Consider the following 25183-nt stretch of genomic DNA (forward strand, 5'->3'; position numbering starts at 1 on the left):
GAACCTGCGGGAACCTTTTGATTTAGCTTGCGTTATCCGGCCATGCAAAAGCCGGCCAGAAAGCGCGAATCGGGCAAGAAGCCGCCCATTGTCGAAATCGTCGGCGAGACCGGCGAGGAAGTGGCTCCGCCGCCGCCCGAGCTGGTCGAACCCGACCCGGAGCTATCGCCCGAAGAGGCCGAGCAGGCCCGCAAGGACTATCTCCTCACCCGCTTCTGGATCAGCGCGCGCGGCTTCTGGGGCCGCAACGGCGACCGGCTGGCGTGGCTCTACTCCATCGGCCTCGGCGTGCTGATCGTCCTCACCGTCGGTTTCCAATACGGCATCAATGTCTGGAATCGCGCGATCTTCGACGCGATCGAGAAGCGCGAGGCGTCCACCGTCTTCCATCTCACCGCGGTGTTCCTCCCGCTCGCGATCGGCAGCATCGTGCTCGGCGTGGCGCAAGTGTTCGCGCGCATGGGCATCCAGCGGCGCTGGCGCGCCTGGCTGACGGCAAGCGTGCTGACGCGCTGGCTCGGCAACGGCCGCTATTACCAGCTCAACCTCGTCAGCGGCGACCATAAGAATCCGGAATACCGGATCGCGGAGGATCTGCGCGTCGCGACCGATTCGCCGGTGGATTTCCTCGCCGGCGTGACGTCCGCGCTGCTGTCGGCCGTGACCTTCATCGTCGTGCTCTGGACCATCGGCGGCGCGCTCACCGTCACGCTTGCGGGATCGTCGGTGACCATTCCCGGCTTCCTGGTGATCGCCGCGATGCTTTATGCGGGAATCGCATCGGGCTCGATCCTGGTGATCGGCCGCCAATTCGTGCAGGTCTCCGAGGACAAGAACCAGGCCGAAGCCGATTTCCGCTACACGCTGACGCGCGTGCGCGAGAACGGCGAGAGCATCGCGCTGCTCGGCGGCGAGGCGGAAGAGCGCGACGGCATCGACCGCAACTTCACCAACGTGCTGCGGCAATGGGCGCGGCTCGCGGGTCAGCACATGCGCACCACGCTGGTGTCGCAGGGATCGAGCCTCGTTGCGCCGGTCGTGCCGCTGCTGCTCTGCGCGCCAAAATTCCTCGACGGCAGCATGACGTTGGGGCAGGTGATGCAGGCGGCTTCCGCCTTCACCATCGTGCAGAGCGCGTTCGGCTGGCTGGTCGACAATTATCCGCGGCTCGCCGACTGGAATGCCTGCGCTCGCCGCATCGCCTCGCTGATGATGTCGCTCGACGGCCTCGAGCGCGCCGAGCAGGGCGACGGCTTCGGCCGCATCAAGCGCGGCGAGACCAGCAACGACGCCATGCTGGAGCTGAAAGATCTCTCCGTCACGCTCGATGACGGCACCGCCGTGGTCGGCGAGACCGAGGTGGTGATCGAGCGTGGCGAGCGGCTGCTGGTGGCCGGCGAATCCGGCACCGGCAAGAGCACGCTGGTGCGCGCCATCGCCGGGCTCTGGCCATGGGGTGGCGGCAGCGTCAATTTCCATCCCGACCGGCGACTGTTCATGCTGCCGCAGCGGCCCTACGTGCCATCCGGCTCCTTGCGTCGCGCCGTCGCCTATCCCGGCGCGGAAGACGACTGGACCGTCGAGGAGATCGGCGAGGCCCTGCACAAGGTCGGCCTCGACCATCTCAAGGAGAAGATCGAGGAAGAAGCACCGTGGGACCAGACGCTGTCCGGCGGCGAGAAGCAGCGCCTCGCTTTCGCGCGGCTGTTGCTGCACAACCCTGATATCGTGGTGCTCGACGAGGCGACCTCGGCGCTCGACGAGAAGAGCCAGGACAAGATGATGAAGATGGTCACCGACGAGCTGCCGAAGGCCACCATCGTCAGCGTCGCGCATCGTGTCGAGCTGGAAGCCTTCCACAGCCGCAAGATCGTGCTGGAGCGCCGCAAGGGCGGCGCCAAGCTCGTCAGCGACATCGACCTGATCCCGCGCAAGGGCAAGCGCAAGCTGCTCGGCCGCTTCCTGCGCCAGCGCAAGGCGCCACCGAAGAAGGCGGCTTGACCTGTAGCCCGGATGGAGCGCAGCGCAATCCGGGAAAGTCTGTCCGCGCGGCAAGACCCCCGGATTGCGCTGCGCTCCATCCGGGCTACATTCTTCCCCCACAACGTTGGAGTCCCCGGCAAAACCGGCTATGCATGCGCCGCTTGCAATGAGGACTTTGACTTGGCGACCGACAATGCCCCTTCGTCCGCGCCGTTCGGCGCGTTTGCGCCGAACGCGGCGCAGGCCGCGATCATTCGCCTCGCGACACAATCGAGGCTGAAGCGCGGCGCGTTCCGGCCCTGGATGTCGCGGCTGGTGAACCTGCTGCGCGGCGGCCCGATCGACGTGCAATACCAGGGTGCATCGTTTCGCTTCTATCACCAGGGCAGCGCGACCGAGCGCGGCGCGCTGTTCAATCCGGACTACAATCTCGACGAGCTCGACTTCCTGCGCCGGCACACTCCGGAGGGCGGCGTGTTCGTCGACGTCGGCGCCAATGTCGGCACCTTCGCACTGGTGATGGCGCGACAGGTCGGGCCATCAGGGAAAGTGATCGCGATCGAGCCGCATCCGATGACCTTTGGGCGGCTCTCATTCAACCAGGCCGCGTCGAAAGCGACGCAGGTGCGCCTGTTGCAGGCGGCCGCCGGCGACAGCGACGGCGAGCTGATGATCGAGAGCGGCGGCAGCAATCTCGGTGCCACGCACGTCGTCACCGGCACGGCCAGCGCGGAGGCGATCAAGGTTCCCTCGCTGCGGTTGACGCGCATTCTCGAGGAAGCCGGCGTGACGAAGGTGGACGCGTTGAAGATCGACGTCGAGGGCTTCGAGGATCGCGTGCTGATCGGCTTCTTCCGCGACGCGCCGCAATCGCTATGGCCGCGCGCGGTGGTGATCGAGCATTTGTCACAGAAGGAATGGCGGGAAGATTGCATCGCCGACATGGTCGCGCGCGGCTTTGTGGTTGCGCGCAAGACGCGGAGCAATACGTTCCTGTCGCGCTGACGACGAACGACGGAGGTTGCGATGATCGACCATATGGGCTTCCCGGTCTCCGACTATGAGCGCGCCAAGGCGTTCTACGCCAAGGCATTGGCGCCGCTCGGCTACGGCCTGATCATGGAGGTCACGCAGGAGCAGACCGGACACGATCCGGCCGCCGGCTTCGGCGCCGACGGCAAGCCGGATTTCTGGATCGGCGGCGAGGGCGCGCTGAACAAGCCGGTGCATGTCGCGATCCTGGCGAAAGACCGCGCCACGGTGGACGCGTTCTACAAGGCGGCGATTGCGGCGGGCGGGCGCGACAACGGGCCGCCCGGCATCCGTGCCCATTATCATCCGACCTATTACGGCGCCTTCGTGCTCGATCCTGACGGCCACAACATCGAGGCGGTTTGCCACGCGCCGGAATAGATAAGTTCCATCTTCCGGCCGGAACCTCGTTCCGCGCGCGCCGTTGTCGTCCCTTGCAAGAAGGAGCACGACATGGCCAACGACAATGCCCGCGACGTCGATCGCGATTTGGACCGCGTATGGGATCTGATGAAGACGATCGGATTCGCGATGCTGGTGACGCGCGATGGCGACAAGCTCCGCGCGCGGCCGATGAGCGCCTATCTCGATCGCGACGCGGACACGATATATTTCCTCACCGACGCGCGGCGTCACAAGGACGAGGAGATCGCGCGCAATCCGTCGATCAACCTGTCGTTCGCGGATGCGGGCAGCCAGAAATACGTGTCGCTGACGGGCACCGCAACGGTCTCCAACGACCGCGCGAAGATCAAGGAGCTGTTCTCGACGCCGGCCAAGGCGTGGTGGGATTCTGCGGAGGACCCCAACATCCGCGTGCTCAAGGTCACGCCTGACGATGCCGAGTTCTGGGACTCGCCGGGCACCGTGATCTCCTATGTGAAGATGGCGGCCGCGGCAGTGACGAACACGCGGCCCGATCTCGGCGACAACCGCAAGGTCCAGATGTAATGCCGATCGAGCCGCCCGAGATTCCGCCGTCGACACCGGGCACGCCGACCGAGCCGCCGCCGGGGATTCCGCCGGGTAATCCGCAGCCTGAAATCGCGCCGCCGGTGCGCGAGCCCGGCTCGCCAGCACCGCCCGACGAATTGCCGGGCCGCATGCCTGAAGAGATTCCATCGCGCGGGCCGAACGGGCCGCTCACGCCGAATCCCGCGACGGACGCAAGTCCGCCGCGGGATCGCGCATGAGGCGACGCATCACATCCGAGCCAATTGCAACCTGCGTCTGAATGCGCAATGAACGTCACCATAGTGAGGTGATTTGCGTGCAGAAATAAATCGGGCCGCGTCCGCTTCGTCCGCCACAATCCGGCCTAACGCGTAGCTGTTCATCCCAGCACTTCGTCAAAGAACCTTCCGGGGAAGTTCACCATCATGACTAATCTTCGTTTCGTGCTGCTTGCCACCACGGCTCTGACCGCGATGCAGTTCGCAAGCTCCGCATCGCATGCGCAAGGCGCGCAGCCGCTCGTCGTCGCGCAGGCGCAGCCACAAGAGACCGGCCCTGACGGAAAACCGAAGCAGGCGCCGAAGGGACCGCCAGCGGCCGCGCCGCCTGCGGCGCCCGCGCGCCCGGCCGCACCGCCGCCCGCAGCTGCACCGCCCCATCCGCCCGCGCCGCCTCCTCCGGCTGCCGCACCGCCGCGCCCAGCAGCGCCGCCCCCGCCTCCGCCGCCACCGGCAGCCCGTCCGGCACCGCCGCCGCCCCCACCACCGCCTGCCGCCCCTAAGCCGCCTTCGCCGCCCCCGGCTGCGGCTCCGCAACAGCATGCGCCGCCTCCTGCACCGCCCGCGGCACGCCCGGCTCCCACGCCCCCGGCGCCGCCGCCCGCCGCGGCTCCGCAGCAGCACGCACCCACGCCTCCGCCTGCGACGCCGCCCGCGGCCCGTCCGACTCCCACACCGCCCACCGCCGCTCCGCAGCAGCACGCACCGACACCTCCGCCGCCGCCTGCGGCCGGACCTTCGGGACGGCCTGCGCCTGCGCCGACAGCAACGCCCCCGGCACCTGCTGCTCCCGCAGCGCGCCCGGCAACGCCTGCTGGCCCGACCGCCACGCCTGCTCCGACAGCAACACCTGCACCGACCGCAACGCCGGCTCCGGGCAGCACGCCGCCGACTGGCCGCCCCGGTGCACCGCCCCCCGGCGGACGTCCTGGCGCGCCCCCGGCAGGATCAGCGACACCGACTCCAGGCGCCACACCCGCGCCGACGGCCACGCCGACCCCCGGTGGCGCTCCGACGCCCCCGCCCGGACGTCCCGGTGCGGGACCCACGCCTGCTCCTGGGGCGACCCCGGCTCCAGCCGCGACGCCAACCCCCGGTCAGCAGGGAGGAACGCCTCCTGCTGGCGCGCCAGCGGCTCCGCCGACCCAGCCGCAGGCAGGCGCGCCGCCCCGGCCGCCGGCTCCTCCCGCCGGCGCTGCGGCGCCGAGCACCGTCCCGGGCTCCGCGGCTGCAACGCCTCCGCCCAACAGGGCGCAATACGCGCCGCCGACGGTTGCGCCGGCCTTCCGAACCGCGCCCAGGGTCGCAGCACCGCTGCCGCCAGCACCGCGTCCGCCGCAGCGTGACCTCACGCCGCTCGCGATCGGTGCTGGCGTGGTGGCCGGCGCCGTGATCGGAGCCACCATCGCCGACCTCCACAATCAGCGGCGCGAATCCGTTGAAGGCGGTCGTACCGTCTACACCGAGCCGGACCGCATCATCATCCGCGATCCCGGTGGGCAGACATACGTGCGCGGCAACGATCTCTATCGCTTCCGCTACGGCGCCCGCGACATCCGCACCGAGACTGTCGGCGCCGATACCCGCACCGTGGTGATCCGTCCCGACGGCAGTGAAATCATCACTGTTGTCGGTCCGGACGGTCGGCTGCTGCGGCGAATTCGCAGGGATCCTCGCGGCCGCGAGCTCATCATCATCGACAACAGCTACCGCGATCCGCAGTCGGTCGGCGGCTTCTATGTCGACGCACCGCCGCCGGTCGTGAACATTCCTTACGACCGCTATATCGTCGATGCCCAGGAGGCGTCGCCGGACGTGATCTACCAGACCATGCGGGCACCGCCGGTGCAGCGGATCGATCGGCGTTATACGCTCGACGAAATCCGCTACAGCCCCAACGTTCGCATGCAGATGCCGAGCATCGACGTCAACTCGATTACGTTCGAGACGGGTTCGTGGACGATCCCACCGGATCAGGCGTCCAAACTGCAAGTGATCGCCGACGGTCTCAATCAGGCGATCCAGGCCAACCCGCGCGCGGTGTTCCTGATCGAGGGACACACTGACGCGGTCGGCAACGACGTCGACAATCTGTCATTGTCGGATCGTCGCGCGCAGTCCGCGGCCGAATTGCTGACCCAGCAATTCGGTGTGCCGTCTGAGAACCTGACGTCGCAGGGCTACGGCGAGCAGTACCTGAAGGAGCAGACGCAAGGACCGAGCGCGATCAACCGACGCGTCACCGTCCGCAACATCACGCCTCTGCTCAACGGCGGCCAGGCCTCGCTGCCGCCGCCCCCGCCCGGCACCGCGCCGCCGCGCTAAAGGCGAAGCACAAATGCAAAATGGCCGGGAGCAATCCCGGCCATTTTTTTGTTTCGTAGCCCGGATGGAGCGAAGCGCAATCCGGGTTCTATCGGCTTGGTGGAAAGTCCCGGATTTCGCTTCGCTCCATCCGGGCTACGGGCGCCTCAGCCCTTGTCGCTCTCCAGCCGGAAAATCTGCGAGCCTTCACTGCCGGACAACAGGCCCGTGTCGCTGTAGAGCTTCAGCTTGGCGCGGGTATCGTTGATGTCGAGGTTGCGCATGGTGAGCTGACCGATGCGATCGGCCGGCGTGAACGCCGCGTCCTCGACCTTCTCCATGCTGAGCCGCTCCGGCGCATAGGTCAGGTTCGGGCTTTCGGTGTTGAGGATCGAGTAGTCGTTGCCGCGGCGCAGCTCGAGCGCCACCTCGCCGGTGACCGCGCGCGCGACCCAGCGCTGCGCGGTCTCGCGCAGCATCAGGGCCTGCGAATCGAACCAGCGGCCCTGATAGAGCAGACGTCCCAAGCGCATGCCGCTGATGCGGTACTGCTCGATGGTGTCCTCGTTGTGGATGCCGGTGACGAGGCGCTCATAGGCGATGTGCAGCAGCGCCATGCCGGGCGCTTCATAGATGCCGCGGCTCTTGGCCTCGATGATGCGGTTCTCGATCTGATCGCTCATGCCAAGGCCGTGGCGTCCGCCGATCGTGTTGGCTTCGAGGAACAGCGCGACGGGATCGCTGAAGGTCTGGCCGTTCAGCGCGACCGGCTGGCCTTCCTCGAAACGCACCACGACCTTCTCGGCCTTGACGTTGCAGTCGTCACGCCAGAACGGCACGCCCATGATCGGGTTGACGATCTTGATGCCGCTGTCGAGGCTTTCGAGATCCTTGGCTTCATGCGTCGCGCCGAGCAGATTGCTGTCGGTCGAATAGGCCTTCTCGGCACTCATCTTATAGGCAAAGCCCTGGGCGGTCATGAACGCCGACATCTCGGCGCGGCCGCCGAGCTCGTCGATGAACTGCTGGTCGAGCCAGGGCTTGTAGATGCGCAGGCCCGGATTGGTCAGCAGGCCGTAGCGATAGAAACGCTCGATGTCGTTGCCCTTGAAGGTCGAGCCGTCGCCCCAGATGTTGACGCCGTCCTCCTTCATCGCTGCGACCAGCATCGTGCCGGTGACCGCGCGCCCCAATGGCGTGGTGTTGAAATAAGTGATGCCGCCAGTGGAGATGTGGAAGGCGCCGGACTGGATCGCGGCAATACCTTCATGGACGAGCTGCGTGCGGCAATCGACCAGCAGCGCCTTCTCCGCGCCGAACTCCATCGCCTTGCGCGGGATCTCGTTGTAATCGGCTTCGTCGGGCTGGCCGAGATTGGCGGTATAGGCGTAGCAGCGCGCGCCCTTTTGCTTCATCCAGAGCAGCGCCGCTGACGTGTCGAGGCCGCCCGAAAAAGCGATGCCGACTTTCTCACCCTTGGGCAGGCTTTTCAGGATCGTGGTCATGGGGCTTCCAATCGGTCTCGAAGGGCGGATGTCGTTTCACGGGTTGACCGCGCGAATATCAAATTTCGCGGGGATCGGCACCCCTTTAATGGCTCAAACTGACGGCTCGGCACCCGCCTTGCGGCCGAACAGGCGCTGGCGGAGCCGGTAGGCGGGCATGTTCAGCCGGGTCAGGGCCGCATCGACCGCCTCGTCCGAAAACCGGGTCCGCGGCCAGCGGTAAATCAGCGCGTAGGCAAACCAGATCACGACGAAGGTGACGAGGCCGGCGATCGAGACATCGGTGAAGAAGTGGCCGCCAAAGGCCATCCGCAGCCCGCTGGTCACGAGCCCGAACATCACGGCTCCGGCATAAGCGAGCGGTCGCCACGGCGGCGGTGCCAGTGCGGCGGGCGCCAGCGTCCAGAACGCGGTCGCGCCCTCGCCCGAGAAGAACGAGCAGTTGCGCGCGCAGCCACCGCGTGGGTCCCACCACGGCACGAATTGCTGGTCGCCGGCAAACTGCGTCACCACCACCGGGCGCGGCCGGCCCCAATAGGACTTGAAGGCGAGATTGGTAAGGATGCCGGCCGACATGATGATCGTGACCAGCAGGAAGACGATCGCGCGCCCGGATACCATCAGCGGGCGGTCGGGCTTGACCATCTTGACCACAAGCGCGACCAGCGCGGGCAGCACGAAGGCCCAGGCGACCCACATCGCGGCATCGCGCGCGAAGCCGGCCCAATCGTTCAGCTTGAGCGGAAACGACTTCGTCGCGGGGTCGAAGAACAGCGCGGCGAGTTTGAGATCAAGCTCGGGATAGAGGCCGAAAACAACGCCAATCACGAGCCACAGCGCCAGGGCGATGAAGAGTCCAGTCCGGTTCATGGCGCGCGGTTTAGCCGAGTGGGGAGGGGATGAAAACCCCGTGGCAAATCAGAAAGTCACCGGGCATCCGGCCGCGAATTCGACGGCAGTGGCGGGGGTGGTTTTCGCAGGGGCGGCGGATTGCGCCAGGCGCCGGCGTTGCGGCCGGCGATCAGCCAGTAGACGACACCGGCGACGATACCGGCGCCGGTCATGATCTCCAGATGCCGCCGCACGATGCCTTCGAATTGCAGCGTGTCGGAATGAAATGGGACGAGCCCGAGATAGCAGGCGAGCCCCACGACGCCTCCGCCCACGGCATAGGCGAGCGCGCTGCGGATGTAGAGCGCCTCGGTGATCGCGACGATCACCGCCGCCGGCACCAGCGCAAAACCGGAGACGAAGATGAAGCCGAACCCGAGCACGATATCGATCGTGCCCTGATCGACGGGACCGGCGCCGAGATCGGCGAACTCCGGAAACAGCAGCGCGACCACGACGATCATGCCGCCGACGAAGCAGGCGGCGAGAAAGCCGATGAAGATGACGACGAGGCGGCCGATCAGGGACATCACGCCACCCTCGCCGTCATTGCGAGAGCATGTGCGCGCATCAGCTCAGTCCGTCATCGCCATGGCGCGTAGCGTCTGGCGCTCGCGCGCCGAAAGCTTTTCCGTCTCCGACTTGAGCTGGCCGCAGGCGGCCAGAATGTCGCGGCCGCGCGGGGTGCGCACCGGCGAGGAATAGCCAGCGTTGAAGACGTATTCGGAGAATTTTTCGATCTGGTCCCAATCCGAGCACTCATAGGCGGTGCCGGGCCAGGGGTTGAACGGGATCAGATTGATCTTGGCATGAATGCCCTTGAGCATCTTCACCAGCAGCTTGGCATCTTCGAGCGAGTCATTGACGCCCTTGAGCATCACATATTCGAAGGTGATGCGCCGCGCGTTCGAGGCGCCCGGATAATCGCGGCAGGCCTGCAGCAATTCCTTGATCGGATATTTGCGGTTGAGCGGCACCAGTCCGTTACGCAGCTCGTCGCGCACCGCATGCAGCGAGATCGCGAGCATGACGCCGATTTCCTCGCCCGCGCGCACGATGTTCGGCACCACGCCCGAAGTCGACAGCGTGATGCGGCGGCGGGAGATGCCGATGCCTTCGTTGTCGCCGACGATGAGCAGCGCGTCGCGCACCGCGTCGAAATTGTAGAGCGGCTCGCCCATGCCCATCATCACGATGTTGGTGACGCGGCGCGTGCCGTCTTCGCGATCGGCCCAGTCGTTCAGACGATCCCGCGCGACCATCACCTGTCCCACGATCTCGCCGGCGGTGAGGTTGCGCACCAGGCGCTGCGTGCCGGTGTGACAGAAGGAGCAGTTCAGCGTGCAGCCGACCTGGGAGGACACACACAGCGTGCCGCGATCGGTTTCGGGGATGTAGACGCACTCGACTTCATGCGCCCGCTCGACATTGTCGCCGCTCGGCAACCGCAGCAACCATTTGCGGGTGCCGTCGTTGGAGATCTGCTCGGCCACGACTTCGGGCCGGTCGACGGTGAAATGTTGCGCGAGCTCGGCGCGAATGCCCTTCGAGACCGACGTCATCTCTTCGAAATTCTGGGCGCCACGGAAATACATCCAGTGCCACAGCTGCTGCACGCGCATCTTGCGCTGCGCCGGCGCGACGCCGATCTCGCCGAGGCGATCGGCAAGCTCGGTGCGCGACAGGCCGATCAGCGAGGGCCTCGCCGGCGGCACATAGGTTTCGAGCGGGGTCTTCTCCACCAGCGTTGTGTTGTGCGGCTCAGTCGTCGGTTGCATTGAATGGACCTGATCACGGTGTCGTTCCGGCGCGATGCAAAGCATCGAAGCTGGAATATCGAAATTCCGGGTCCAGTCCTGCGGACCATCCCGGAATGACGGAAAAACTTGGAACCGCCCCTATATAGCAACCGGAACTGCCGATTGCGACCTTATCGACCGCAGGCTTAACGCCTGCAATCCTGCGCGATCTTGTCGAGCGCCTGGGCAAGGCCTTTCAGCGAAAAGGTGTCGGTCGTCTCGGTCCCCTTGGACGACATGCCCTTGACCACGAGATCGGCGGATTTGCGCATGGCCTCGACCATCCGCTCTTCCTCGGCCGCGTTCTTGATCCAGAGACCGTCGCCCTGCGAGTACATGGCGAAAGCGGCCCCGCCGACCTCGACCGAGGATTCAGAGCCCGGCTTCAGCGCGTAGCCGATCATGACCGAGACTTCGTTGTTGACCTTCTCCGCCGGGCGGGTGGAGACGAATGCATAGGCCGGATCGCGCGGCCGATTCGGCGGGTTGGTCTTCGACGACGACGGCTTGGCCAGCGCGAAGCAGACCTTTTTGCCATTGGGCGCGGCCGAATAGGCGCCCCAGGTGCCGAACTGACCGATCAGGGTCGGCTCGGCACCGCCCGCAACCGCCGCGTGCGGGGCCGCCGGCTTGCTCTCGGGCTTTGCAGCCGTCTTTCCGGTGGTATTGGCGACCGGCGCAGCCGATTTCGGTGCAGTTTTGGGCGCAGGTTGCGCCGTCTGCGCCCGCGTGGAATCGGTGACCCCACAGGCCGCCACGCCCGTCATCAAAGCTAAAATCAGCACCCGCCACATGCTGGAGTGGTTCCCTCAATATTGTGACTGGAAGATGGCCCGGCCGCGCGTTGTCCCCGCGGCAGGGATAGCCGGGAAAGTCCAATTTGGGAAGGCAGTTAGCGAAAGTCGCGGTGATTAGGCCCGGGATCGCGCCGCGCGCTGCTCCGACCATTGCGCATCGGTCCAGCGCAACAGATCCTCGGCGCCGGAGCTGCGCAAATGCGCGCCACCATCGATCACCACCATCTCGCCGTTGATATAGCCTGCACGGTCGGAGACCAGGAAGCTGGCGAGGTCGGCAAGCTCGCCGTGTTCGCCGGCGCGTCCCATCGGGTTGCGCGCGGCCCACCCTTCGTCGCGACCCTCGGGGCGGAGCTGGCCCGAGGCGCCGGCGGTCGGGAATGGTCCCGGCGCGATTGCGACAGCGCGGATGCCCTTCGGGCCCCATTCCACCGCGAGACTTTTGGTCATCGCCAGCACGGCCGACTTCGCCATCGCCGACGGCACGGTGAAGGCGCGGCCGGTGATGGTCGAGGTCGAGAGGATCGAGAGCACGACGCCGCCATGCTTGCCGTCGATCCAGCGCTTGCCGGCGGCAAGCGTGCAATACATCGCACCATGCAGCGTCGGCGCGAGGATCGCATCCGCGGCGCGGAATGAGAGATGTTCGCTCTGCGCAATGAAAGTCGCAGCCGCATTGTTGACGAGAATATCGAGCGGCGCCTCGCGCCAGATGGCGTCCATCATCACATCGACGGCGGTGCCATCGCGAATATCGCAGGCGATCGTCGTGACCCTGCCGCCGGTCTCTTCGCGCATCTCGCTCGCCGTCGCGTCGAGGCGATCGAGCTTGCGGCCGCAGATCACGAGCTCGGCGCCGAGCGCGAGGAAGCGGCGCGCCATTGCAGCACCGAGACCCGAACCGCCGCCGGTGACGAGGATGCGCTTGTCCTTGAGCAGACCTGTTTCAAACATCGTTTGAATCCTCCCTTTCTTTCTTCTTCCGTCATTGCGAGCGCAGCGAAGCAATGCAGGCTATTTCCGCGGCACGGATTCTGGATTGCTTCGCTGCGCTCGCAATGACGAGGATAGGGCCGAATGTAATTTCAGACAAAGAAACCGGATTGTGGGACCGCGCTAAATCCGGCAGAAACAGCCAAACTATAATTCTGCCTCGAAACGCCAAGTGCTCTCAAGAAGGTGCCGCCATGAAAGCCATCCTCTGCTCGCAATATTGCCAGCCCGACGATCTCGTTCTGGCCGACGTGCCGGATCCGGTGGCCGGTCCCGGCGAAGCCGTGATCGCGATCAAGGCTGCGGCGCTGAACTTCTTCGACATCCTGATGATCCAGGGCAAGTACCAGATCAAGCCGCCATTCCCGTTCTCGCCGGCCGCCGAAGTGGCTGGGGTGATCGAGAGCATCGGCCCCGGCGTGACCGATCTGAAGGTCGGCGATCGCGTCGTCGCCTCCTGCGGCCACAACGGCGCGCGCGAAAAGATTGCGCTGCCGGCGGCATCGATCGTGAAGATCCCCGACAATCTCGATTATGACCGCGCGGCCGGCATCATCATCATCTACGGCACCGCGCTGCACGCGCTGGAAGATCGCGCCAGCCCAAAGCCGGGCGAGACGCTCGCGGTGCTCGGCGCCGCCGGCGGCACCGGACTTGCCGCGTGCGAGCTCGGCAAGCTGATGGGCCTGAAGGTGATCGCCTGCGCCTCGTCGGACGAGAAGCTCGAATTCGCGAAGGCGCACGGCGCAGAACTCACGCTCAATTACGGCAAGGAAGATTTGAAGGAAGGCTTGCGAAAGCTCACCGGCGGCAAGGGCGTCGACATCATCTTCGATCCCGTGGGCGGGACCTATGCCGAGCAGGCGCTGCGCTCGATTGCCTGGGAAGGCCGTTTCCTCGTGATCGGCTTCGCCGCCGGCGATATTCCGAAGATGCCGCTGAACCTTGCGCTGCTAAAAGGCTGTGACATCCGCGGCGTGTTCTGGGGCGCGTGGACGCGCCTCAACCCGGAAAAGAACCGCGCCAATCTCGAGAAGCTCGTGAAGTGGACGGCGGAAGGAAAGATCTCCTCGCATGTCGACCGCGTCTTCCCGCTGGCGCAGACGGCGGATGCGCTGAAGGTGCTCGCGGGACGTCAGGCCATGGGCAAGGTGATCCTGCATCCGTGAGGGTGGGGTGGCGAAGACCCCCTCCCCGAGTCGTCCTGGTGAAAGCCAGGACGACGTTGGAGTTGGAGCGGCGCGCTGCTAGTGCGCCTCCCCCTCATCCACCCCGCGCTTCAGCGCGGCGCGGGCGGCTTCGCGATGCTCGTTCGTGATGTGGCTGGCAACCATGCGGATCGCGGTGGCGAGCACTGCGGCGTCATCGGTGAAGCCGAGGATCGGCATCACGTCGGGAACGAAATCAAACGGCAGGATGAAATAGGCGATCGCCCCGAGCAGCGAGGCCTGGACATGGCGCGGCGTCTGCCGGTCGAAGGCGCAGTAGTAGGCGGCGAGCAGATCCTCCGCGAACGGCAGTTGCGCGGCGACACGCTTCAGCTTCCGCCAGAAGCGGCGACGCACGCTCTCACGATCTTCCGCGAGCCGGTCGGCCGGCTCGAAACCGACGCTGTGTTCGGCAGCCATCTTCGGAAAAACTCCCCGTTCCAGCCTGGGGTGGCGGATCGCCGCATCCCCTGCTGATCACAAGATGGGGACGCGGCCGGCCCCTGCAAGACGTCAGCCTGGTGTCAGCTTGGCGATGGCGTTCATCGCCTTGGCGAGCTCGATGTCGAGCGCGGTGACGCCGCCGGCGTCATGGGTCGATAGCACCACCTCCACCGTCTTGTAGACATTGCGCCATTCGGGGTGGTGGTCCATCTTCTCGGCGACCAGTGCCGAGCGGGTCATGAAGCCGAACGCCTCGTTGAAATCCTTGAAGACAAAGGTTTTCCCGATCGCGTCGCGTCCCTGAACCTCGCTCCAATCAGGTAATCCGCCCAGCGCCTGCCTGCGCGCCTCCGCCGAGAGCCGTTCTGCCATCGTTGCCTCCATCCTTCAGGGGAACTTTACCCTAACATCGCACTGACGCCCCGGGTTCATACGGGATTAGACCCCATCCGCTAACCATGACGGAGATGTAACCCTGCCGGACAAGAAATTTGCTACACTTGCGGGCGTAAATCGCCGGCCAAGATGAAACTGAGCCTCAAGCGACTGTTCGGGAGATCGATGACCGGGGGATTGGACCTGGCCGAAGCGCCCAACCCGCCCTCGCCGCGATCATCGGCGCGGAAGACGGCGCTCGTGACTCTCGCGCTGGTGCTCGCGATCTTTGGCGCGCTCGCCGGCGGCTACTACTTTGCCATGCGGCCGGAGACGCTGAAGATCGCGGTCGGCCCCGCCAACAGCGATGACGTCAAGGTTGTGCAGGCGCTGACCCAGGCCTTCGCGCAGCACAAGAGTTCTGTGCGGTTGCGCCCGATCCAGACCGATGGCGCCACCGCCAGCGCCAATCTGCTGGCGGAAGGCAAAGCCGATCTTGCCATCGTGCGCGGCGATCTCGACGTGCCGAAAAATGCACAAGCCGTTGCGACCCTGCGCAAGAATGTCGTGGTGTTGTGGTCGGTACCCGTCAAAGGCAAGAAGAAGGGCGCGAAGATCACCAAGATCGCGCAGCTCGCCGGACATCGGGTCGGCGTGGTTGGCCGCACCCAGGCCAACGTCAATTTGCTCAAGGTGATCCTGCAGCAATACGGCGTCGATCCCGCCAAGGTCGAGATCGTGCAATTCCCGGCCAATGAAGTTGCCGAGGCGATCAAGTCGCAGAAGGTCGATGCCTATCTCGCGGCCGGTCCCGTCAACAGCAAGATCACTTCGGACGCGATCGCCACTTCCGCCAAGGAGTTCGGCACGCCGACTTTCCTCGCGATCGATTCCGCCGATGCGATTGCGCAAAATCATCCGGTCTATGAAGCGGCCGAGATTCCCGCGGGCACTTACGGCGGCTCGCCCGATCGTCCCGACGACGAGGTCAAGACCATCAGCTTCTCGCACCACATCGTGGCGCGCAAAGCCGTGTCCGAAACCACCATCGCGGCGTTCACGCGCCAGCTGTTCTCCGCACGCCAGCAATTGGTGACGGAATTTCCGCTGGCGGCGAAGATCGAAACGCCAGACACCGACAAGGATGCGGTGATTCCCGTGCATCCCGGCGCCGCCGCTTTCGTCGACGGCGAAGAAAAGACCTTCCTCGACAGATACAGCGATTACATCTGGTGGACCCTGATGGCGCTCTCGGCCATGGGCTCGATCGGCGCCTGGTTTGCGGGCTATCTGAAAAAGGACGAGCGCGACAACAACAGCCATCTGCGCGAGCGGCTGCTCGACATGATCACCGCCGCTCGAAAGAGCGAAACGACCGAAGATCTCGATCAGATGCAGACCGAGGCCGACGAGATTCTGCGCGACACGCTGCGCTGCTACGACCACGGCGCGATCGAGGAAGGTGCGCTCACCGCCTTCAACATCGCGCTCGACCAGTTCCATGCGGCGGTTGCCGACCGCAAGGCGGTGCTGTTCAGCCTGCCGCAGAACCTGCAGCGCGCCGGCGCGCAATTCCGGGCCGCCAGCAACGCGTAAGCGCTCGTGCGTTATCGCTGCGTCACATTGTCTCAATATAGCGTCGGGCTTCACCGTTGCGACCGCTCTGGCTGGTTGCCTCACGCGATATCGAGACCGTCCCATGAACATCAAATTCTCCCGCCGCCGTTTCCTGACGACCAGTGCCGGCGCGCTCGGCGCGGTCGCCATGCCCCATCTCTCCCGCGCGGCCGACCGGCCGGCGGTGACCCATGGCGTGCAGTCGGGCGACGTCACCGTCGACGGCGGCGTGGTCTGGGCGCGCACCGACCGGCCCGCGCAGATGCTGGTCGACGTAGCGACGACGGAGTCGTTCAAGGATGCCCGCGCACTGCCGCCAATCGCGGCGCTGCCCGAGAGCGACTTCACCGCAAAGATGCTGATCGAAAACCTGCCGGCCGGACAGGACATTTTCTATCGCGTCCGCTTCCGCGATCTGTCGCACACCTCGGTGGAGGGCGAACCGGTGACCGGCCGCTTCCGCACCGCGCCCGCCGACCGCCGCGACGTCAGCTTCGTCTGGGGCGGCGATGTCGCAGGACAAGGCTGGGGCATCAACCCCGATGACGGCGGCATGTTCACCTTCTCGGCGATGCGCAAGCACCGTCCGGATTTCTTCCTGCACTCCGGCGACACCATCTATGCCGACGGCCCTATCCAGGCCGAGGTGAAGCTCGCCGACGGCAAGACCTGGAAGAATGTCACGATTCCCGAGAAGGCCAAGGTCGCCGAGACGCTGGACGAGTACCGCGCCGCGCACAAATACAATTTCACCGACGACAATCTTCGCGCCTTCAATGCCGAAGTGCCGATCTTCGTGCAGTGGGACGATCATGAGGTGACCAACAACTGGTCTCTGTCGAAGGAGCTGCCGGCGACCTACAAGGAGCGCGACATCGCACTGCTTGCGGCCCGCGCAGGCCGTGCCTTCCACGAGATGTATCCGATGCGCGAGAGCATCGTCGAGCCCGGTCGCGTCTATCGCCAGATCTCCTACGGCCCGCATCTGGACGTGTTCGTGCTCGACGAGCGCAGCTATCGCGGCCCGAACGGCCCCAACCTCGAAACCGCTTACGGCCCGGCCAGCTATTTCCTCGGCCCCGACCAGGTCGCCTGGCTCAAGCGCGGTCTCTTGAGTTCGCGCGCGACCTGGAAGGTGATCGCCTCCGACATGCCGCTCAGCCTCGTCGTGTCGGACACGCCGAAGGGGGGATCGGAAGCCATTGCGCAGGGCGACGGCCCGGTGCGCGGCCGCGAGTTCGAGATCGCCGACATCCTGCGTTTCATCAAGATGGCGCCGATCAGCAACACCGTATGGCTGACGGCGGACGTGCATTACGCCGCCGCGCATTATTACGATCCGAACAAGGCGCAATTCCAGGATTTCGAGCCGTTCTGGGAATTCGTGTCGGGGCCGCTTCACGCGGGCACATTCGGTCCGAACGCGCTCGACAATACGTTTGGGCCGGAGGTGCGTTTCGTCAAGGCGCCGGGGAAAGACAACCAGAACCTGCCGCCGTCCGCCGGCATGCAGTTCTTCGGTCACGTCAAGATCGACGGCGCTTCCGGCCAGATGACGGTGACCTTGCGCGACCGCGCCGACGTCGCGCTGTGGTCGACCACGCTCGATCCGAAGCCGGCCTGACGCCGTACCGCTAGCTAGTCCGCCGCGCGTACCTGGAGCGCCGCCTCCAGCGCGTCGCTCGAACACGGCTTCTGCAATCGCGGTTGGCCGGCGAATTCCGGCGGGATGCGCGCGTCAGCGCCGTAACCGGTGACGAACACAAAGGGAATTTTCAACGCCGCGAGCCGTTCGGCGACCGCAAAGCTGTTCTCGCGACTCAATCCCACATCGAGCAAGGCGAATTCAGGGACATGCGCCGCGATTGCGGCCAGCGCCTGTGCCACTGAACCGACCGTGCGCACGCTCTTCACGCCAAATCCGAGCAGGCGATCCTCGAAGTCGATTGCGATGATCGGATCGTCCTCGACGATGAGAACATCGGCGGGACAGTTTGGACCATCGGAAACGGCGGGTGCCATCATCGCAACTTGGAGCATGAGGTTTCTCTGACTGGGATACCGGGCTACGACGCCTGTACCCGGCGCGGAAGGTTCCCGGAACGAAACCACCACATCACAGTTGTCAGGTCTGTCCACTTGTGCACACAGGACCTCGACGGAACTCGCTAATGTGGAGGCGGATGGGGAGTTTAAGATGGACGCGCGAACCAGCAACGCCACCGAGATCGACAGCCGGCCGACCAACAATCTGCTGCGGCGCTTGAGCGCGGCCGATTTCGCCCTGCTTGCGCCACACGTCATGCTCGAAAGCGCCGCAGCGAATGAACTGCTCTACAACCCCGGCGACGACGTCCAGGTCGTCCACTTCCCCTGCGGACCGTCGCTTGCGACTTTCCTCGTTCCGAACGAGGACGGCCGCGATGTCGAGACCATCCTGGTCGGCCGCGAAGGCGCGGTGGGCGGCATCGTCAGCGAGGGATTCTTGCCGGCCTACACCCGGATCTGCGTGAAATTCGGCGGGCCGTTTGCGCGCATTCACGTCGGCAAGCTGGAAGCCGCCAAGCAGCGCTCGCCCTCGTTGCGCCATGTCTTCGCTCGCTACGCCGACTGCATGCTGGCGCAGATCTTCCAGTCCACCGCCTGCAATGCCATTCACTCGATCGAGCAGCGCACCGCCAAATGGATGCTGGCGGCGATGGAGCGGACCGGCGACGAGAGCAGCGTGCCGCTGACCCACGAGCAACTCGCGACGCTGCTCGGCGTCGGCCGCAGCTATGCCAGCCGCGTGCTCCAGTCGTTCAAGGCGGAGGGCGTGCTCGACACGCGGCGCGGATCGATCCTGGTCCGCAATCGCGAGGGCCTGCGCCTGCGCGCCTGCATGTGCAACGAGGCCGTGAAGATGCACTTCGAAGAGGTGCTGCGCGGCGTCTATCCGACCGAAGAGCGGCAAGCCGGCTAGCCGCCTGCCTCGCCCCTCTTCGGGGATAAGGAGCGGCCGCACTATCCCGCCGGGCGGGAACCTGGGCTAGTGTCCCCCACATGAGCGGGGCTTTCCTTCACACTCTCTTCGACATCGCAGCGTGGCTGGTGGCGGCAGTCGTCCTCTACTGGCTGTCGCGACAGGGCCTGCGGTTTCCGGCGCAATCCTTCGAGCGGTCCTACCTCGCCGCTTTGGTGTTCGGTGCGGGCCTCGGGGCCTATCTGTTCGGCTCCGCCAATCTGTGGCTGTCGGGCCAGAGCGGCATCGCGCGCTCCGTGGAAGGTGCGCTCGCCGGCGGCATCGTGGCGATCGAGCTCTACAAATGGTCCGCAGGGATCACGGTCCGAACCGGCGCCCGTTTTGCGCTGCCGCTGGCGCTCGGCATCGCGATCGGCCGGCTCGGCTGCTATTTCGCGGGCCTCGACGATTTCACCTACGGCACGCCGACGGCATGGCCCTGGGGTCATGATTTCGGCGACGGCCTCCTTCGCCATCCCGTGCAGCTCTACGAAAGCGCCGCGATGGGGGTATTCGCGCTGCTCTACGTGCTGGCGGTCTTGAACCAGAGCGCGTTTGTGATCACCAATGGGTTCTACCTCGTCCTTGTCTACTATGGCGCACAGCGCTTCCTGTGGGAATTCCTCAAGCCCTACGGCACGCTGATCGGCCCCTTCACGCTGTTTCACCTGCTGTCGCTGTCCATCCTGCTCTACGCCGTCGTCATGCTGGCGAGGGCGCCCAAAGCGAGACCCATGCATGAACGCGCCGTTGCGTAAGTCGCGCCCCTATATCTTCTGGGGCCAGACCCAATCTCTCTGCGAGACCTGCCTGAAGCTGGTGCCGGCCAAGATCCAGATCCTCGACAACGAGGTCTGGTACGAGAAGCGCTGCAAGGAGCATGGCGTCCAGTCCACGCTGGTGTCGACGGACGCAGTCTATTGGCGCCTGTGCAAGGATTTCATCAAGCCGGGCGACCGGCCGCTCGCCTTTCAACGGCATACCGAATTCGGCTGCCCCTACGATTGCGGCCTGTGCCCCGACCACGAGCAGCATTCCTGCCTGGCCCTGATCGAGATCACCGAGCATTGCAATCTGACCTGCCCGGTGTGCTTTGCCGATTCCTCGCCGGCGCGGACCAGCTTCACGCCGCTGGTCAAGATCGAGCGAATGCTCGACGCGCTGGTCGCGAGCGAAGGCGAGCCCGATTTGGTGCAGATCTCAGGCGGCGAGCCGACGCTGCATCCGGATTTCTTCGCGATCCTCGATGCGGTGCGCGCCCGCCCGATCCGCCATGTCATGATCAACACCAACGGCCTGCGTATCGCCCGCGAAAAGGATTTCGTGGCGCGGCTCGCCGAGAACAAGCGCGGGCTCGAGGTCTATCTCCAGTTCGACTCGCTCGAACGCGACGCGTTGATCAATCTGCGCGGCGCTGATTTGCGCAAGATCCGTCAGCAGGCGCTGGAGAATCTCGAGCATTGCGGCGTGTCGACCACGCTGGTGGCGACCATCAAGCGTGGCGTCAACGATGCCGAGATCGGCGACATCGTTCGCCACGCGCTGAGCTGGAAATGCGTGCGCGGCGTCACGCTGCAGCCGGTGCAGGATGCCGGCCGCAACGAGAATTTCGACAAGAAAACCGACCGCATCATGCTGTCGGAGATCCGCAAGCGCGTGGTCGAAACCGGCGTGTTCGGCGACAAGGACATGATCCCGCTACCCTGCAACCCCGAAAGCATCTCGATCGGTTACGGCCTGCGCAACGGCGAGAAAGTGCTGCCGCTGACCTCGCTGATCCCGCAGGAGCAACTCGTCGCATTGTTGCCCAATACGATAAGCCCGGAGAAGCATCCGGCATTGAGGGAGAAATTCATCGACCTGTTCTCGCTGTCCTCTGGACCGCTGAACACGAGCGAGCGCGTCTGCGAATTGCTGTGCTGCCTGCCGAGCTTCGAGGTGCCGCAGGGCATCACTTACGAAAACGTATTCCGCGTCACCATCGTGCAGTTTCTCGACCGGTTCAATTTCTGCGTCGGCAACGTCAAGCGCAGCTGTATCCATTTCGTCACCGAGAACGGCGCGATCATCCCGTTCGACACCTACAATTTGTTCTACCGGAACGGAAAGATCGACGGCATCCGCGCCGAACTGGCGGCACAGTCAACCGAAGGAGTCCTGCAGGCATGAGCATCAGCGACGCGCCGCCGCCAGCCCCTCCGGGACCGCCTCCTGCCCCGCCGAACCAGCGCAGCGGCTGCCTGACCGCGCTCATGGCGATCTTTGGGATCATCCTGCTGCTGCCCGGCGCCTGTGCACTCCTGTTCGGCGGAATCTCCATATCCGACAGAGGCCGGATCGATTCCGACGTCGCGCCCCTGGTGTTCCTGGGCCTCGTCGTGGGGCTGGGCGGGGTCGCCCTGATCTGGGCCGCCATCAAGGGCCGGCGCGGCTGAGCCCAGCTTTTCGCCTAACCCCCGGGAATCCCCGGACAAAATTCAATCAACCAACGGCCAAAGAACACATTGTTTTTTGGCCGTTTTTGCCTATATTGCGCCGCAACGCGTAGGGTGCCCGGTCGATATGCCGGGCTTTCCCTTTTGGGCGGAAAGCGCCCCGTTTCCAGTCTTCAAGCGTTGTTTCGAGAAGAGGTCCCGGTCTGACCGGCGAGATCGCGCTTAACCCATTGTCCGACCGCAAAGAAGCTCACTCATGAACCTTCGCAACATCGCCATCATCGCCCACGTCGACCACGGCAAGACGACCCTGGTCGACCGCCTCCTCCAGCAATCCGGCACCTATCGCGAGAACCAGAAGGTGACCGAGCGCGCCATGGACTCCAACGATCTGGAGCGCGAGCGCGGCATCACCATCCTGGCCAAGGCGGCCTCGGTGCAGTGGAAGGACACCCGCATCAACATCGTCGACACCCCCGGCCACGCCGATTTCGGCGGTGAGGTCGAGCGCATTCTGAACATGGTGGACGGCGCGCTGGTGCTGGTCGACGCCGCCGAAGGTCCGTTGCCCCAGACCAAATTCGTGGTCTCCAAGGCGCTCAAGGTCGGTTTGAAGCCGATCGTCGTGATCAACAAGGTTGACCGTCCCGACGCGCGGGCGACCGAAGTCATCAACGAGGTGTTCGACCTGTTCGCGGCGCTCGATGCCAGCGAGGAGCAGCTCGACTTCCCGATCCTCTACGGGTCGGCCAAGCAGGGCTGGATGGCCGAGAGCCCGGACGGGTCGCACGAAGCCGGCATGCAGCCGCTATTCGACCTGATCGTGCGCCATGTCGCGCCGCCGACCGTCGAGGAAGGCCCGTTCCGCATGATCGGCACCATTCTGGAAGCCAACCCCTATCTCGGCCGCATCATCACCGGCCGTATCTCTTCCGGTTCGATCAAGCCGAACCAGGCCGTGAAGGTGCTGGGCGCCGACGGCAAGACCATCGAGACCGGCCGCATCACCAAGATCCTCGCCTTCCGCGGCATCGAGCGCACCCCTCTCGACGAAGCCGAGGCAGGCGACATCGTCGCGATCGCCGGCCTGACCAAGGGCACCGTCGCCGACACCTTCTGCGATCCCTCGGTCGACACCCCGCTCGTGGCGCAGCCGATCGACCCGCCGACCGTGTCGATGTCCTTCATCGTCAACAACTCGCCGCTCGCCGGCACCGAAGGCGACAAGGTGACCAGCCGCATGATCCGCGACCGCCTGCTGCGCGAGTCCGAAGGCAACGTCGCGCTGCGCGTGGTCGAAGCCTCGGACAAGGACGCGATGGAAGTCTCGGGCCGCGGCGAATTGCAGCTCGCGATCCTGATCGAGACCATGCGCCGCGAGGGCTTTGAGCTCTCGGTGTCGCGTCCGCGCGTCGTGCTGCAGAAGGACGAGGCCACCGGCGCCACGCTGGAGCCGATCGAGGAAGTCGTCATCGACGTCGACGAGGAGCATTCCGGCGTCGTCGTGCAGAAGATGAGCGAGCGCAAGTCCGAGCTGATCGAGATGAAGCCGTCCGGCGGCAACCGCCTGCGGCTGGTGTTCTACGCGCCGACCCGCGGCCTGATCGGCTACCAGGGCGAACTGCTCACCGACACCCGCGGCACCGCGATCATGAACCGTCTGTTCCACGGCTACGCGCCGTACAAGGGCGAGATCCAGGGCCGCCGCAATGGCGTGCTGATCTCCAACGACCAGGGCGAAGCCGTGGCTTACGCCATGTTCAAGCTGGAAGATCGCGGCCCGATGATGATCGAGCCGGGCTGGAAGGTCTACAAGGGCATGATCGTCGGCGAGCATACCCGCGACAACGACCTCGAGATCAACGTGCTCAAGGGCAAGCAGCTCACCAACATCCGAACCACGTCGAAGGATGAAGCGGTGCGCCTGACCCCGCCGATCCGCATGACCCTGGAAAAGGCGCTGGCCTATATCGAGGACGACGAGTTGGTCGAGATCACGCCGAAGTCGATCCGCCTCCGCAAGCGGCACCTCGACCCGAACGAGCGCAAGCGCGCGGAGAAGTCCAAGGAAGCGGTGGCTTAAGCTTCCGCTCTCGTGCCCCGGACGCAGCGCAGCACGCAGTGATGCGCTGCTGAGCCGGGGCCCAGTTACTCTCACCACCTCCACATCACCTTGGGTCCCGGCTCTGCGGAGCGGCGCACCGGACGATGCTTCGCATCGCCGGGAAGCGCCGCACCGCGTCCGGGACACGCGAGATGTGTGTCCGTCCGGCTTCAGCACTCTTTGCGAACGTGCTAGAGCCCGCCCATGAGCTCCCTGCCCTCCTCCGTCGACGTCGCGATCATCGGTGCGGGCGCCGCCGGCCTCGGCGCGGCGCATGCGTTGGCAGGCTCCGGCCTCTCCGCGATCGTGCTCGAGGCGCGGGACCGGCTCGGCGGCCGGGCCTGGACGGTGCAGGCCTCGCCCGAAGTCACGTTCGACGTGGGCTGCGGCTGGCTGCATTCGGCGGACAACAACTCCTTCGTCGCGATTGCAAAGCAGCTCGGCTTCGAGGTCAACAAGGACCTCCCGCCCTGGCGCGAGCGCGCCTATGGCAACGCGTTTCCGAAAGCCGAGCGCGACGATTTCATGCACGCGATGGACGCCTTCTATCAGCGACTGTGGAAGGTCGCCCAGAAGGGCCAGGATTTACCCGCGAGCTTGAGCCTGGAGCCCGGCAATCGCTGGAACCCCATGATCGACGCGATCTCCACCTACATCAACGGCTGCGAGCTGAAGGACATGTCGACGCTGGACTGGGACGCCTACGAGGACAGCGACCTCAACTGGCGCGTCCGCCGCGGTTACGGCGCTCTGATCGCGGCCTATGGCGCGCCCTGCCCGGTGGCGCTGAACTGCAACGTCACGCTGATCGATCATTCCGGCCAGCGCATCCGCATCGAGACATCGCAGGGCACGCTGGTCGCGGACAAGGTGATCGTCACCGTGCCGACCAATCTCATCGCCAATGAGGCGATCCGGTTCTCGCCATCTCTCCCCGCCAAGGTCGATGCCGCAGCCGGCCTGCCGCTCGGCGTCGACGACAAAGTGACGCTGGCGCTCGAGGATGCCGAAGCCTTCCCGAAGGAAGGAAATTTGCGCGGCGCCACGATGCGCACCGACATGGGCACCTATCATATCCGCCCGTTCGGCCAGCCCTGCATCGAAGGCTTTTTCGGCGGCAGCTTTGCGCGCGAACTGGAAGATGCCGGCGAAGGCGCTATTGCAGCGCAAAGCATCGACGAGATCGCAGGCCTGCTCGGCAACGATATCAGGCGAAAGCTGAATCCACTCTACGAGTCGCGCTGGGCGCATGATCCCTTCGCGAGAGGCTCCTACTCGCACGCGCTGCCGGGACACGCCGGTGACCGCGCCGCGCTGGCGGCGCCGGTCGATGGGCGGCTGTTCTTTGCGGGAGAAGCAACGTCGCCGAACTTTTTCTCGACGGCGCATGGGGCGAGGGATTCAGGGGAACGCGCGGCGCAGGAAGCGCTGGGGGTTCTGGGCAAACCGTAACCACGCACTCC

At 65.2% G+C, this 25183-nt stretch carries 24 protein-coding genes; 15 read left to right on the forward strand and 9 right to left on the reverse strand.

Going from position 1 to position 25183, the window contains the following annotated elements:
* Positions 1–42 precede the first annotated feature (42 nt).
* The 6 genes from AC0L2F_RS14340 to AC0L2F_RS14365 all read left to right on the forward strand — a co-directional run bounded on the left by AC0L2F_RS14340 (position 43) and on the right by AC0L2F_RS14365 (position 6572).
* A complete protein-coding gene (locus AC0L2F_RS14340; RefSeq protein ID WP_473248800.1) occupies positions 43–2001 on the forward strand; it encodes an ABC transporter ATP-binding protein/permease in 1959 nt (652 codons plus the stop codon).
* Positions 2002–2163: 162 nt separating this feature from the next.
* Positions 2164–2988: an FkbM family methyltransferase gene (locus AC0L2F_RS14345; protein WP_473248801.1), complete on the forward strand. Its 825-nt coding sequence runs from the start codon at positions 2164–2166 to the stop codon at positions 2986–2988.
* A gap of 21 nt (positions 2989–3009) precedes the next feature.
* Entirely contained in the window at positions 3010–3396 is a 387-nt protein-coding gene (locus AC0L2F_RS14350; RefSeq protein ID WP_007604221.1) for a VOC family protein, read from the forward strand.
* Between the two features lie 72 nt (positions 3397–3468).
* A complete protein-coding gene (locus AC0L2F_RS14355; protein ID WP_063992323.1) occupies positions 3469–3966 on the forward strand; it encodes a pyridoxamine 5'-phosphate oxidase family protein in 498 nt (165 codons plus the stop codon).
* Entirely contained in the window at positions 3966–4208 is a 243-nt protein-coding gene (locus AC0L2F_RS14360) for a hypothetical protein (RefSeq protein ID WP_007604217.1), read from the forward strand. The genes AC0L2F_RS14355 and AC0L2F_RS14360 overlap by 1 nt, the downstream gene beginning before the upstream one ends.
* 186 nt (positions 4209–4394) lie before the next feature.
* Positions 4395–6572 carry an OmpA family protein gene (locus tag AC0L2F_RS14365; RefSeq protein WP_083843117.1) on the forward strand — a complete coding sequence of 726 codons (2178 nt, stop codon included), beginning with the start codon at positions 4395–4397 and terminating at the stop codon, positions 6570–6572.
* Between the two features lie 146 nt (positions 6573–6718).
* Here AC0L2F_RS14365 and argG read toward each other — a convergent pair whose 3' ends face one another.
* The 6 genes from argG to AC0L2F_RS14395 all read right to left on the reverse strand — a co-directional run bounded on the left by argG (position 6719) and on the right by AC0L2F_RS14395 (position 12497).
* On the reverse strand, positions 6719–8056 hold the full coding sequence (gene argG, locus AC0L2F_RS14370; protein WP_473248802.1) for an argininosuccinate synthase: 1338 nt from the start codon (positions 8054–8056) through the stop codon (positions 6719–6721).
* Between the two features lie 93 nt (positions 8057–8149).
* Positions 8150–8926: a phosphatase PAP2 family protein gene (locus tag AC0L2F_RS14375; protein WP_007604204.1), complete on the reverse strand. Its 777-nt coding sequence runs from the start codon at positions 8924–8926 to the stop codon at positions 8150–8152.
* A gap of 56 nt (positions 8927–8982) precedes the next feature.
* On the reverse strand, positions 8983–9477 hold the full coding sequence (locus AC0L2F_RS14380) for a hypothetical protein (protein WP_007604202.1): 495 nt from the start codon (positions 9475–9477) through the stop codon (positions 8983–8985).
* 45 nt (positions 9478–9522) lie between these two features.
* Positions 9523–10725 (reverse strand): dual-specificity RNA methyltransferase RlmN, encoded by a 1203-nt coding sequence (gene rlmN / locus AC0L2F_RS14385; RefSeq protein ID WP_473248803.1) that lies wholly within the window; start codon positions 10723–10725, stop codon positions 9523–9525.
* Between the two features lie 167 nt (positions 10726–10892).
* Positions 10893–11540: an invasion associated locus B family protein gene (locus AC0L2F_RS14390; RefSeq protein WP_473248804.1), complete on the reverse strand. Its 648-nt coding sequence runs from the start codon at positions 11538–11540 to the stop codon at positions 10893–10895.
* Positions 11541–11657: 117 nt separating this feature from the next.
* Positions 11658–12497 carry an SDR family oxidoreductase gene (locus tag AC0L2F_RS14395; protein WP_473248805.1) on the reverse strand — a complete coding sequence of 280 codons (840 nt, stop codon included), beginning with the start codon at positions 12495–12497 and terminating at the stop codon, positions 11658–11660.
* A gap of 233 nt (positions 12498–12730) precedes the next feature.
* Here AC0L2F_RS14395 and AC0L2F_RS14400 point away from each other — a divergent pair, with 233 nt between their 5' ends.
* Positions 12731–13705, forward strand: coding sequence for an NADPH:quinone oxidoreductase family protein (locus AC0L2F_RS14400; protein WP_007598751.1), 975 nt, complete (start codon positions 12731–12733; stop codon positions 13703–13705).
* 78 nt (positions 13706–13783) lie between these two features.
* Here AC0L2F_RS14400 and AC0L2F_RS14405 read toward each other — a convergent pair whose 3' ends face one another.
* Both AC0L2F_RS14405 and AC0L2F_RS14410 read right to left on the reverse strand, forming a co-directional pair.
* The gene (locus AC0L2F_RS14405; protein ID WP_473248806.1) at positions 13784–14164 is read right to left on the reverse strand and encodes a YkvA family protein; all 381 of its coding nucleotides are present in this window, start codon (positions 14162–14164) and stop codon (positions 13784–13786) included.
* A gap of 93 nt (positions 14165–14257) precedes the next feature.
* Positions 14258–14560, reverse strand: coding sequence for a 4a-hydroxytetrahydrobiopterin dehydratase (locus AC0L2F_RS14410; protein WP_473248807.1), 303 nt, complete (start codon positions 14558–14560; stop codon positions 14258–14260).
* Positions 14561–14713: 153 nt separating this feature from the next.
* On the opposite strand from AC0L2F_RS14410, the gene AC0L2F_RS14415 reads away from it, so the two are divergent.
* On the forward strand, positions 14714–16159 hold the full coding sequence (locus AC0L2F_RS14415; RefSeq protein ID WP_473248808.1) for a TAXI family TRAP transporter solute-binding subunit: 1446 nt from the start codon (positions 14714–14716) through the stop codon (positions 16157–16159).
* A 103-nt stretch (positions 16160–16262) separates the two neighbouring features.
* Complete coding sequence (locus AC0L2F_RS14420; RefSeq protein WP_473248809.1) at positions 16263–17804, forward strand: alkaline phosphatase D family protein; 1542 nt, start codon at positions 16263–16265, stop codon at positions 17802–17804.
* A gap of 14 nt (positions 17805–17818) precedes the next feature.
* Here AC0L2F_RS14420 and AC0L2F_RS14425 read toward each other — a convergent pair whose 3' ends face one another.
* A complete protein-coding gene (locus AC0L2F_RS14425) occupies positions 17819–18220 on the reverse strand; it encodes a response regulator (RefSeq protein WP_473248810.1) in 402 nt (133 codons plus the stop codon).
* Between the two features lie 157 nt (positions 18221–18377).
* Between AC0L2F_RS14425 and AC0L2F_RS14430 the strand changes: the two genes are divergently transcribed.
* From AC0L2F_RS14430 to AC0L2F_RS14455, 6 genes are all read left to right on the forward strand, one after another.
* The gene (locus tag AC0L2F_RS14430; protein WP_063992315.1) at positions 18378–19142 is read left to right on the forward strand and encodes a Crp/Fnr family transcriptional regulator; all 765 of its coding nucleotides are present in this window, start codon (positions 18378–18380) and stop codon (positions 19140–19142) included.
* Positions 19143–19222: 80 nt separating this feature from the next.
* Positions 19223–19939, forward strand: a complete 717-nt coding sequence (locus tag AC0L2F_RS14435) for a prolipoprotein diacylglyceryl transferase (protein WP_473248811.1) — start codon at positions 19223–19225, stop codon at positions 19937–19939.
* Positions 19920–21350: a radical SAM protein gene (locus AC0L2F_RS14440; RefSeq protein WP_473248812.1), complete on the forward strand. Its 1431-nt coding sequence runs from the start codon at positions 19920–19922 to the stop codon at positions 21348–21350. Before AC0L2F_RS14435 ends, AC0L2F_RS14440 begins: the two co-directional genes overlap by 20 nt.
* Positions 21347–21616, forward strand: a complete 270-nt coding sequence (locus tag AC0L2F_RS14445; protein ID WP_007604174.1) for a hypothetical protein — start codon at positions 21347–21349, stop codon at positions 21614–21616. Before AC0L2F_RS14440 ends, AC0L2F_RS14445 begins: the two co-directional genes overlap by 4 nt.
* Positions 21617–21872: 256 nt before the next feature.
* Positions 21873–23699 (forward strand): translational GTPase TypA, encoded by a 1827-nt coding sequence (gene typA / locus AC0L2F_RS14450; RefSeq protein ID WP_007598731.1) that lies wholly within the window; start codon positions 21873–21875, stop codon positions 23697–23699.
* Between the two features lie 225 nt (positions 23700–23924).
* Positions 23925–25172: a flavin monoamine oxidase family protein gene (locus AC0L2F_RS14455; protein ID WP_473248813.1), complete on the forward strand. Its 1248-nt coding sequence runs from the start codon at positions 23925–23927 to the stop codon at positions 25170–25172.
* Positions 25173–25183 lie beyond the last annotated feature (11 nt).

The organism is Bradyrhizobium sp. Ken64, assembly GCF_055807555.1.

Excerpts from the sequence above, each read along its gene's own strand:
- typA (WP_007598731.1), top strand. The coding sequence starts at position 21,873 with ATGAACCTTCGCAACATCGCCATCATCGCCCACGTCGACCACGGCAAG.
- AC0L2F_RS14415 (WP_473248808.1), top strand. The coding sequence starts at position 14,714 with ATGAAACTGAGCCTCAAGCGACTGTTCGGGAGATCGATGACCGGGGGA.
- AC0L2F_RS14360 (WP_007604217.1), top strand. The coding sequence starts at position 3,966 with ATGCCGATCGAGCCGCCCGAGATTCCGCCGTCGACACCGGGCACGCCG.
- AC0L2F_RS14355 (WP_063992323.1), top strand. The coding sequence starts at position 3,469 with ATGGCCAACGACAATGCCCGCGACGTCGATCGCGATTTGGACCGCGTA.
- rlmN (WP_473248803.1), bottom strand. The coding sequence starts at position 10,725 with ATGCAACCGACGACTGAGCCGCACAACACAACGCTGGTGGAGAAGACC.
- AC0L2F_RS14405 (WP_473248806.1), bottom strand. The coding sequence starts at position 14,164 with ATGGCTGCCGAACACAGCGTCGGTTTCGAGCCGGCCGACCGGCTCGCG.
- AC0L2F_RS14375 (WP_007604204.1), bottom strand. The coding sequence starts at position 8,926 with ATGAACCGGACTGGACTCTTCATCGCCCTGGCGCTGTGGCTCGTGATT.
- AC0L2F_RS14440 (WP_473248812.1), top strand. The coding sequence starts at position 19,920 with ATGAACGCGCCGTTGCGTAAGTCGCGCCCCTATATCTTCTGGGGCCAG.
- AC0L2F_RS14425 (WP_473248810.1), bottom strand. The coding sequence starts at position 18,220 with ATGCTCCAAGTTGCGATGATGGCACCCGCCGTTTCCGATGGTCCAAAC.
- AC0L2F_RS14435 (WP_473248811.1), top strand. The coding sequence starts at position 19,223 with ATGAGCGGGGCTTTCCTTCACACTCTCTTCGACATCGCAGCGTGGCTG.
- AC0L2F_RS14340 (WP_473248800.1), top strand. The coding sequence starts at position 43 with ATGCAAAAGCCGGCCAGAAAGCGCGAATCGGGCAAGAAGCCGCCCATT.
- AC0L2F_RS14410 (WP_473248807.1), bottom strand. The coding sequence starts at position 14,560 with ATGGCAGAACGGCTCTCGGCGGAGGCGCGCAGGCAGGCGCTGGGCGGA.
- argG (WP_473248802.1), bottom strand. The coding sequence starts at position 8,056 with ATGACCACGATCCTGAAAAGCCTGCCCAAGGGTGAGAAAGTCGGCATC.
- AC0L2F_RS14350 (WP_007604221.1), top strand. The coding sequence starts at position 3,010 with ATGATCGACCATATGGGCTTCCCGGTCTCCGACTATGAGCGCGCCAAG.
- AC0L2F_RS14430 (WP_063992315.1), top strand. The coding sequence starts at position 18,378 with ATGGACGCGCGAACCAGCAACGCCACCGAGATCGACAGCCGGCCGACC.
- AC0L2F_RS14455 (WP_473248813.1), top strand. The coding sequence starts at position 23,925 with ATGAGCTCCCTGCCCTCCTCCGTCGACGTCGCGATCATCGGTGCGGGC.
- AC0L2F_RS14365 (WP_083843117.1), top strand. The coding sequence starts at position 4,395 with ATGACTAATCTTCGTTTCGTGCTGCTTGCCACCACGGCTCTGACCGCG.
- AC0L2F_RS14380 (WP_007604202.1), bottom strand. The coding sequence starts at position 9,477 with ATGTCCCTGATCGGCCGCCTCGTCGTCATCTTCATCGGCTTTCTCGCC.
- AC0L2F_RS14445 (WP_007604174.1), top strand. The coding sequence starts at position 21,347 with ATGAGCATCAGCGACGCGCCGCCGCCAGCCCCTCCGGGACCGCCTCCT.
- AC0L2F_RS14400 (WP_007598751.1), top strand. The coding sequence starts at position 12,731 with ATGAAAGCCATCCTCTGCTCGCAATATTGCCAGCCCGACGATCTCGTT.
- AC0L2F_RS14390 (WP_473248804.1), bottom strand. The coding sequence starts at position 11,540 with ATGTGGCGGGTGCTGATTTTAGCTTTGATGACGGGCGTGGCGGCCTGT.
- AC0L2F_RS14395 (WP_473248805.1), bottom strand. The coding sequence starts at position 12,497 with ATGTTTGAAACAGGTCTGCTCAAGGACAAGCGCATCCTCGTCACCGGC.
- AC0L2F_RS14420 (WP_473248809.1), top strand. The coding sequence starts at position 16,263 with ATGAACATCAAATTCTCCCGCCGCCGTTTCCTGACGACCAGTGCCGGC.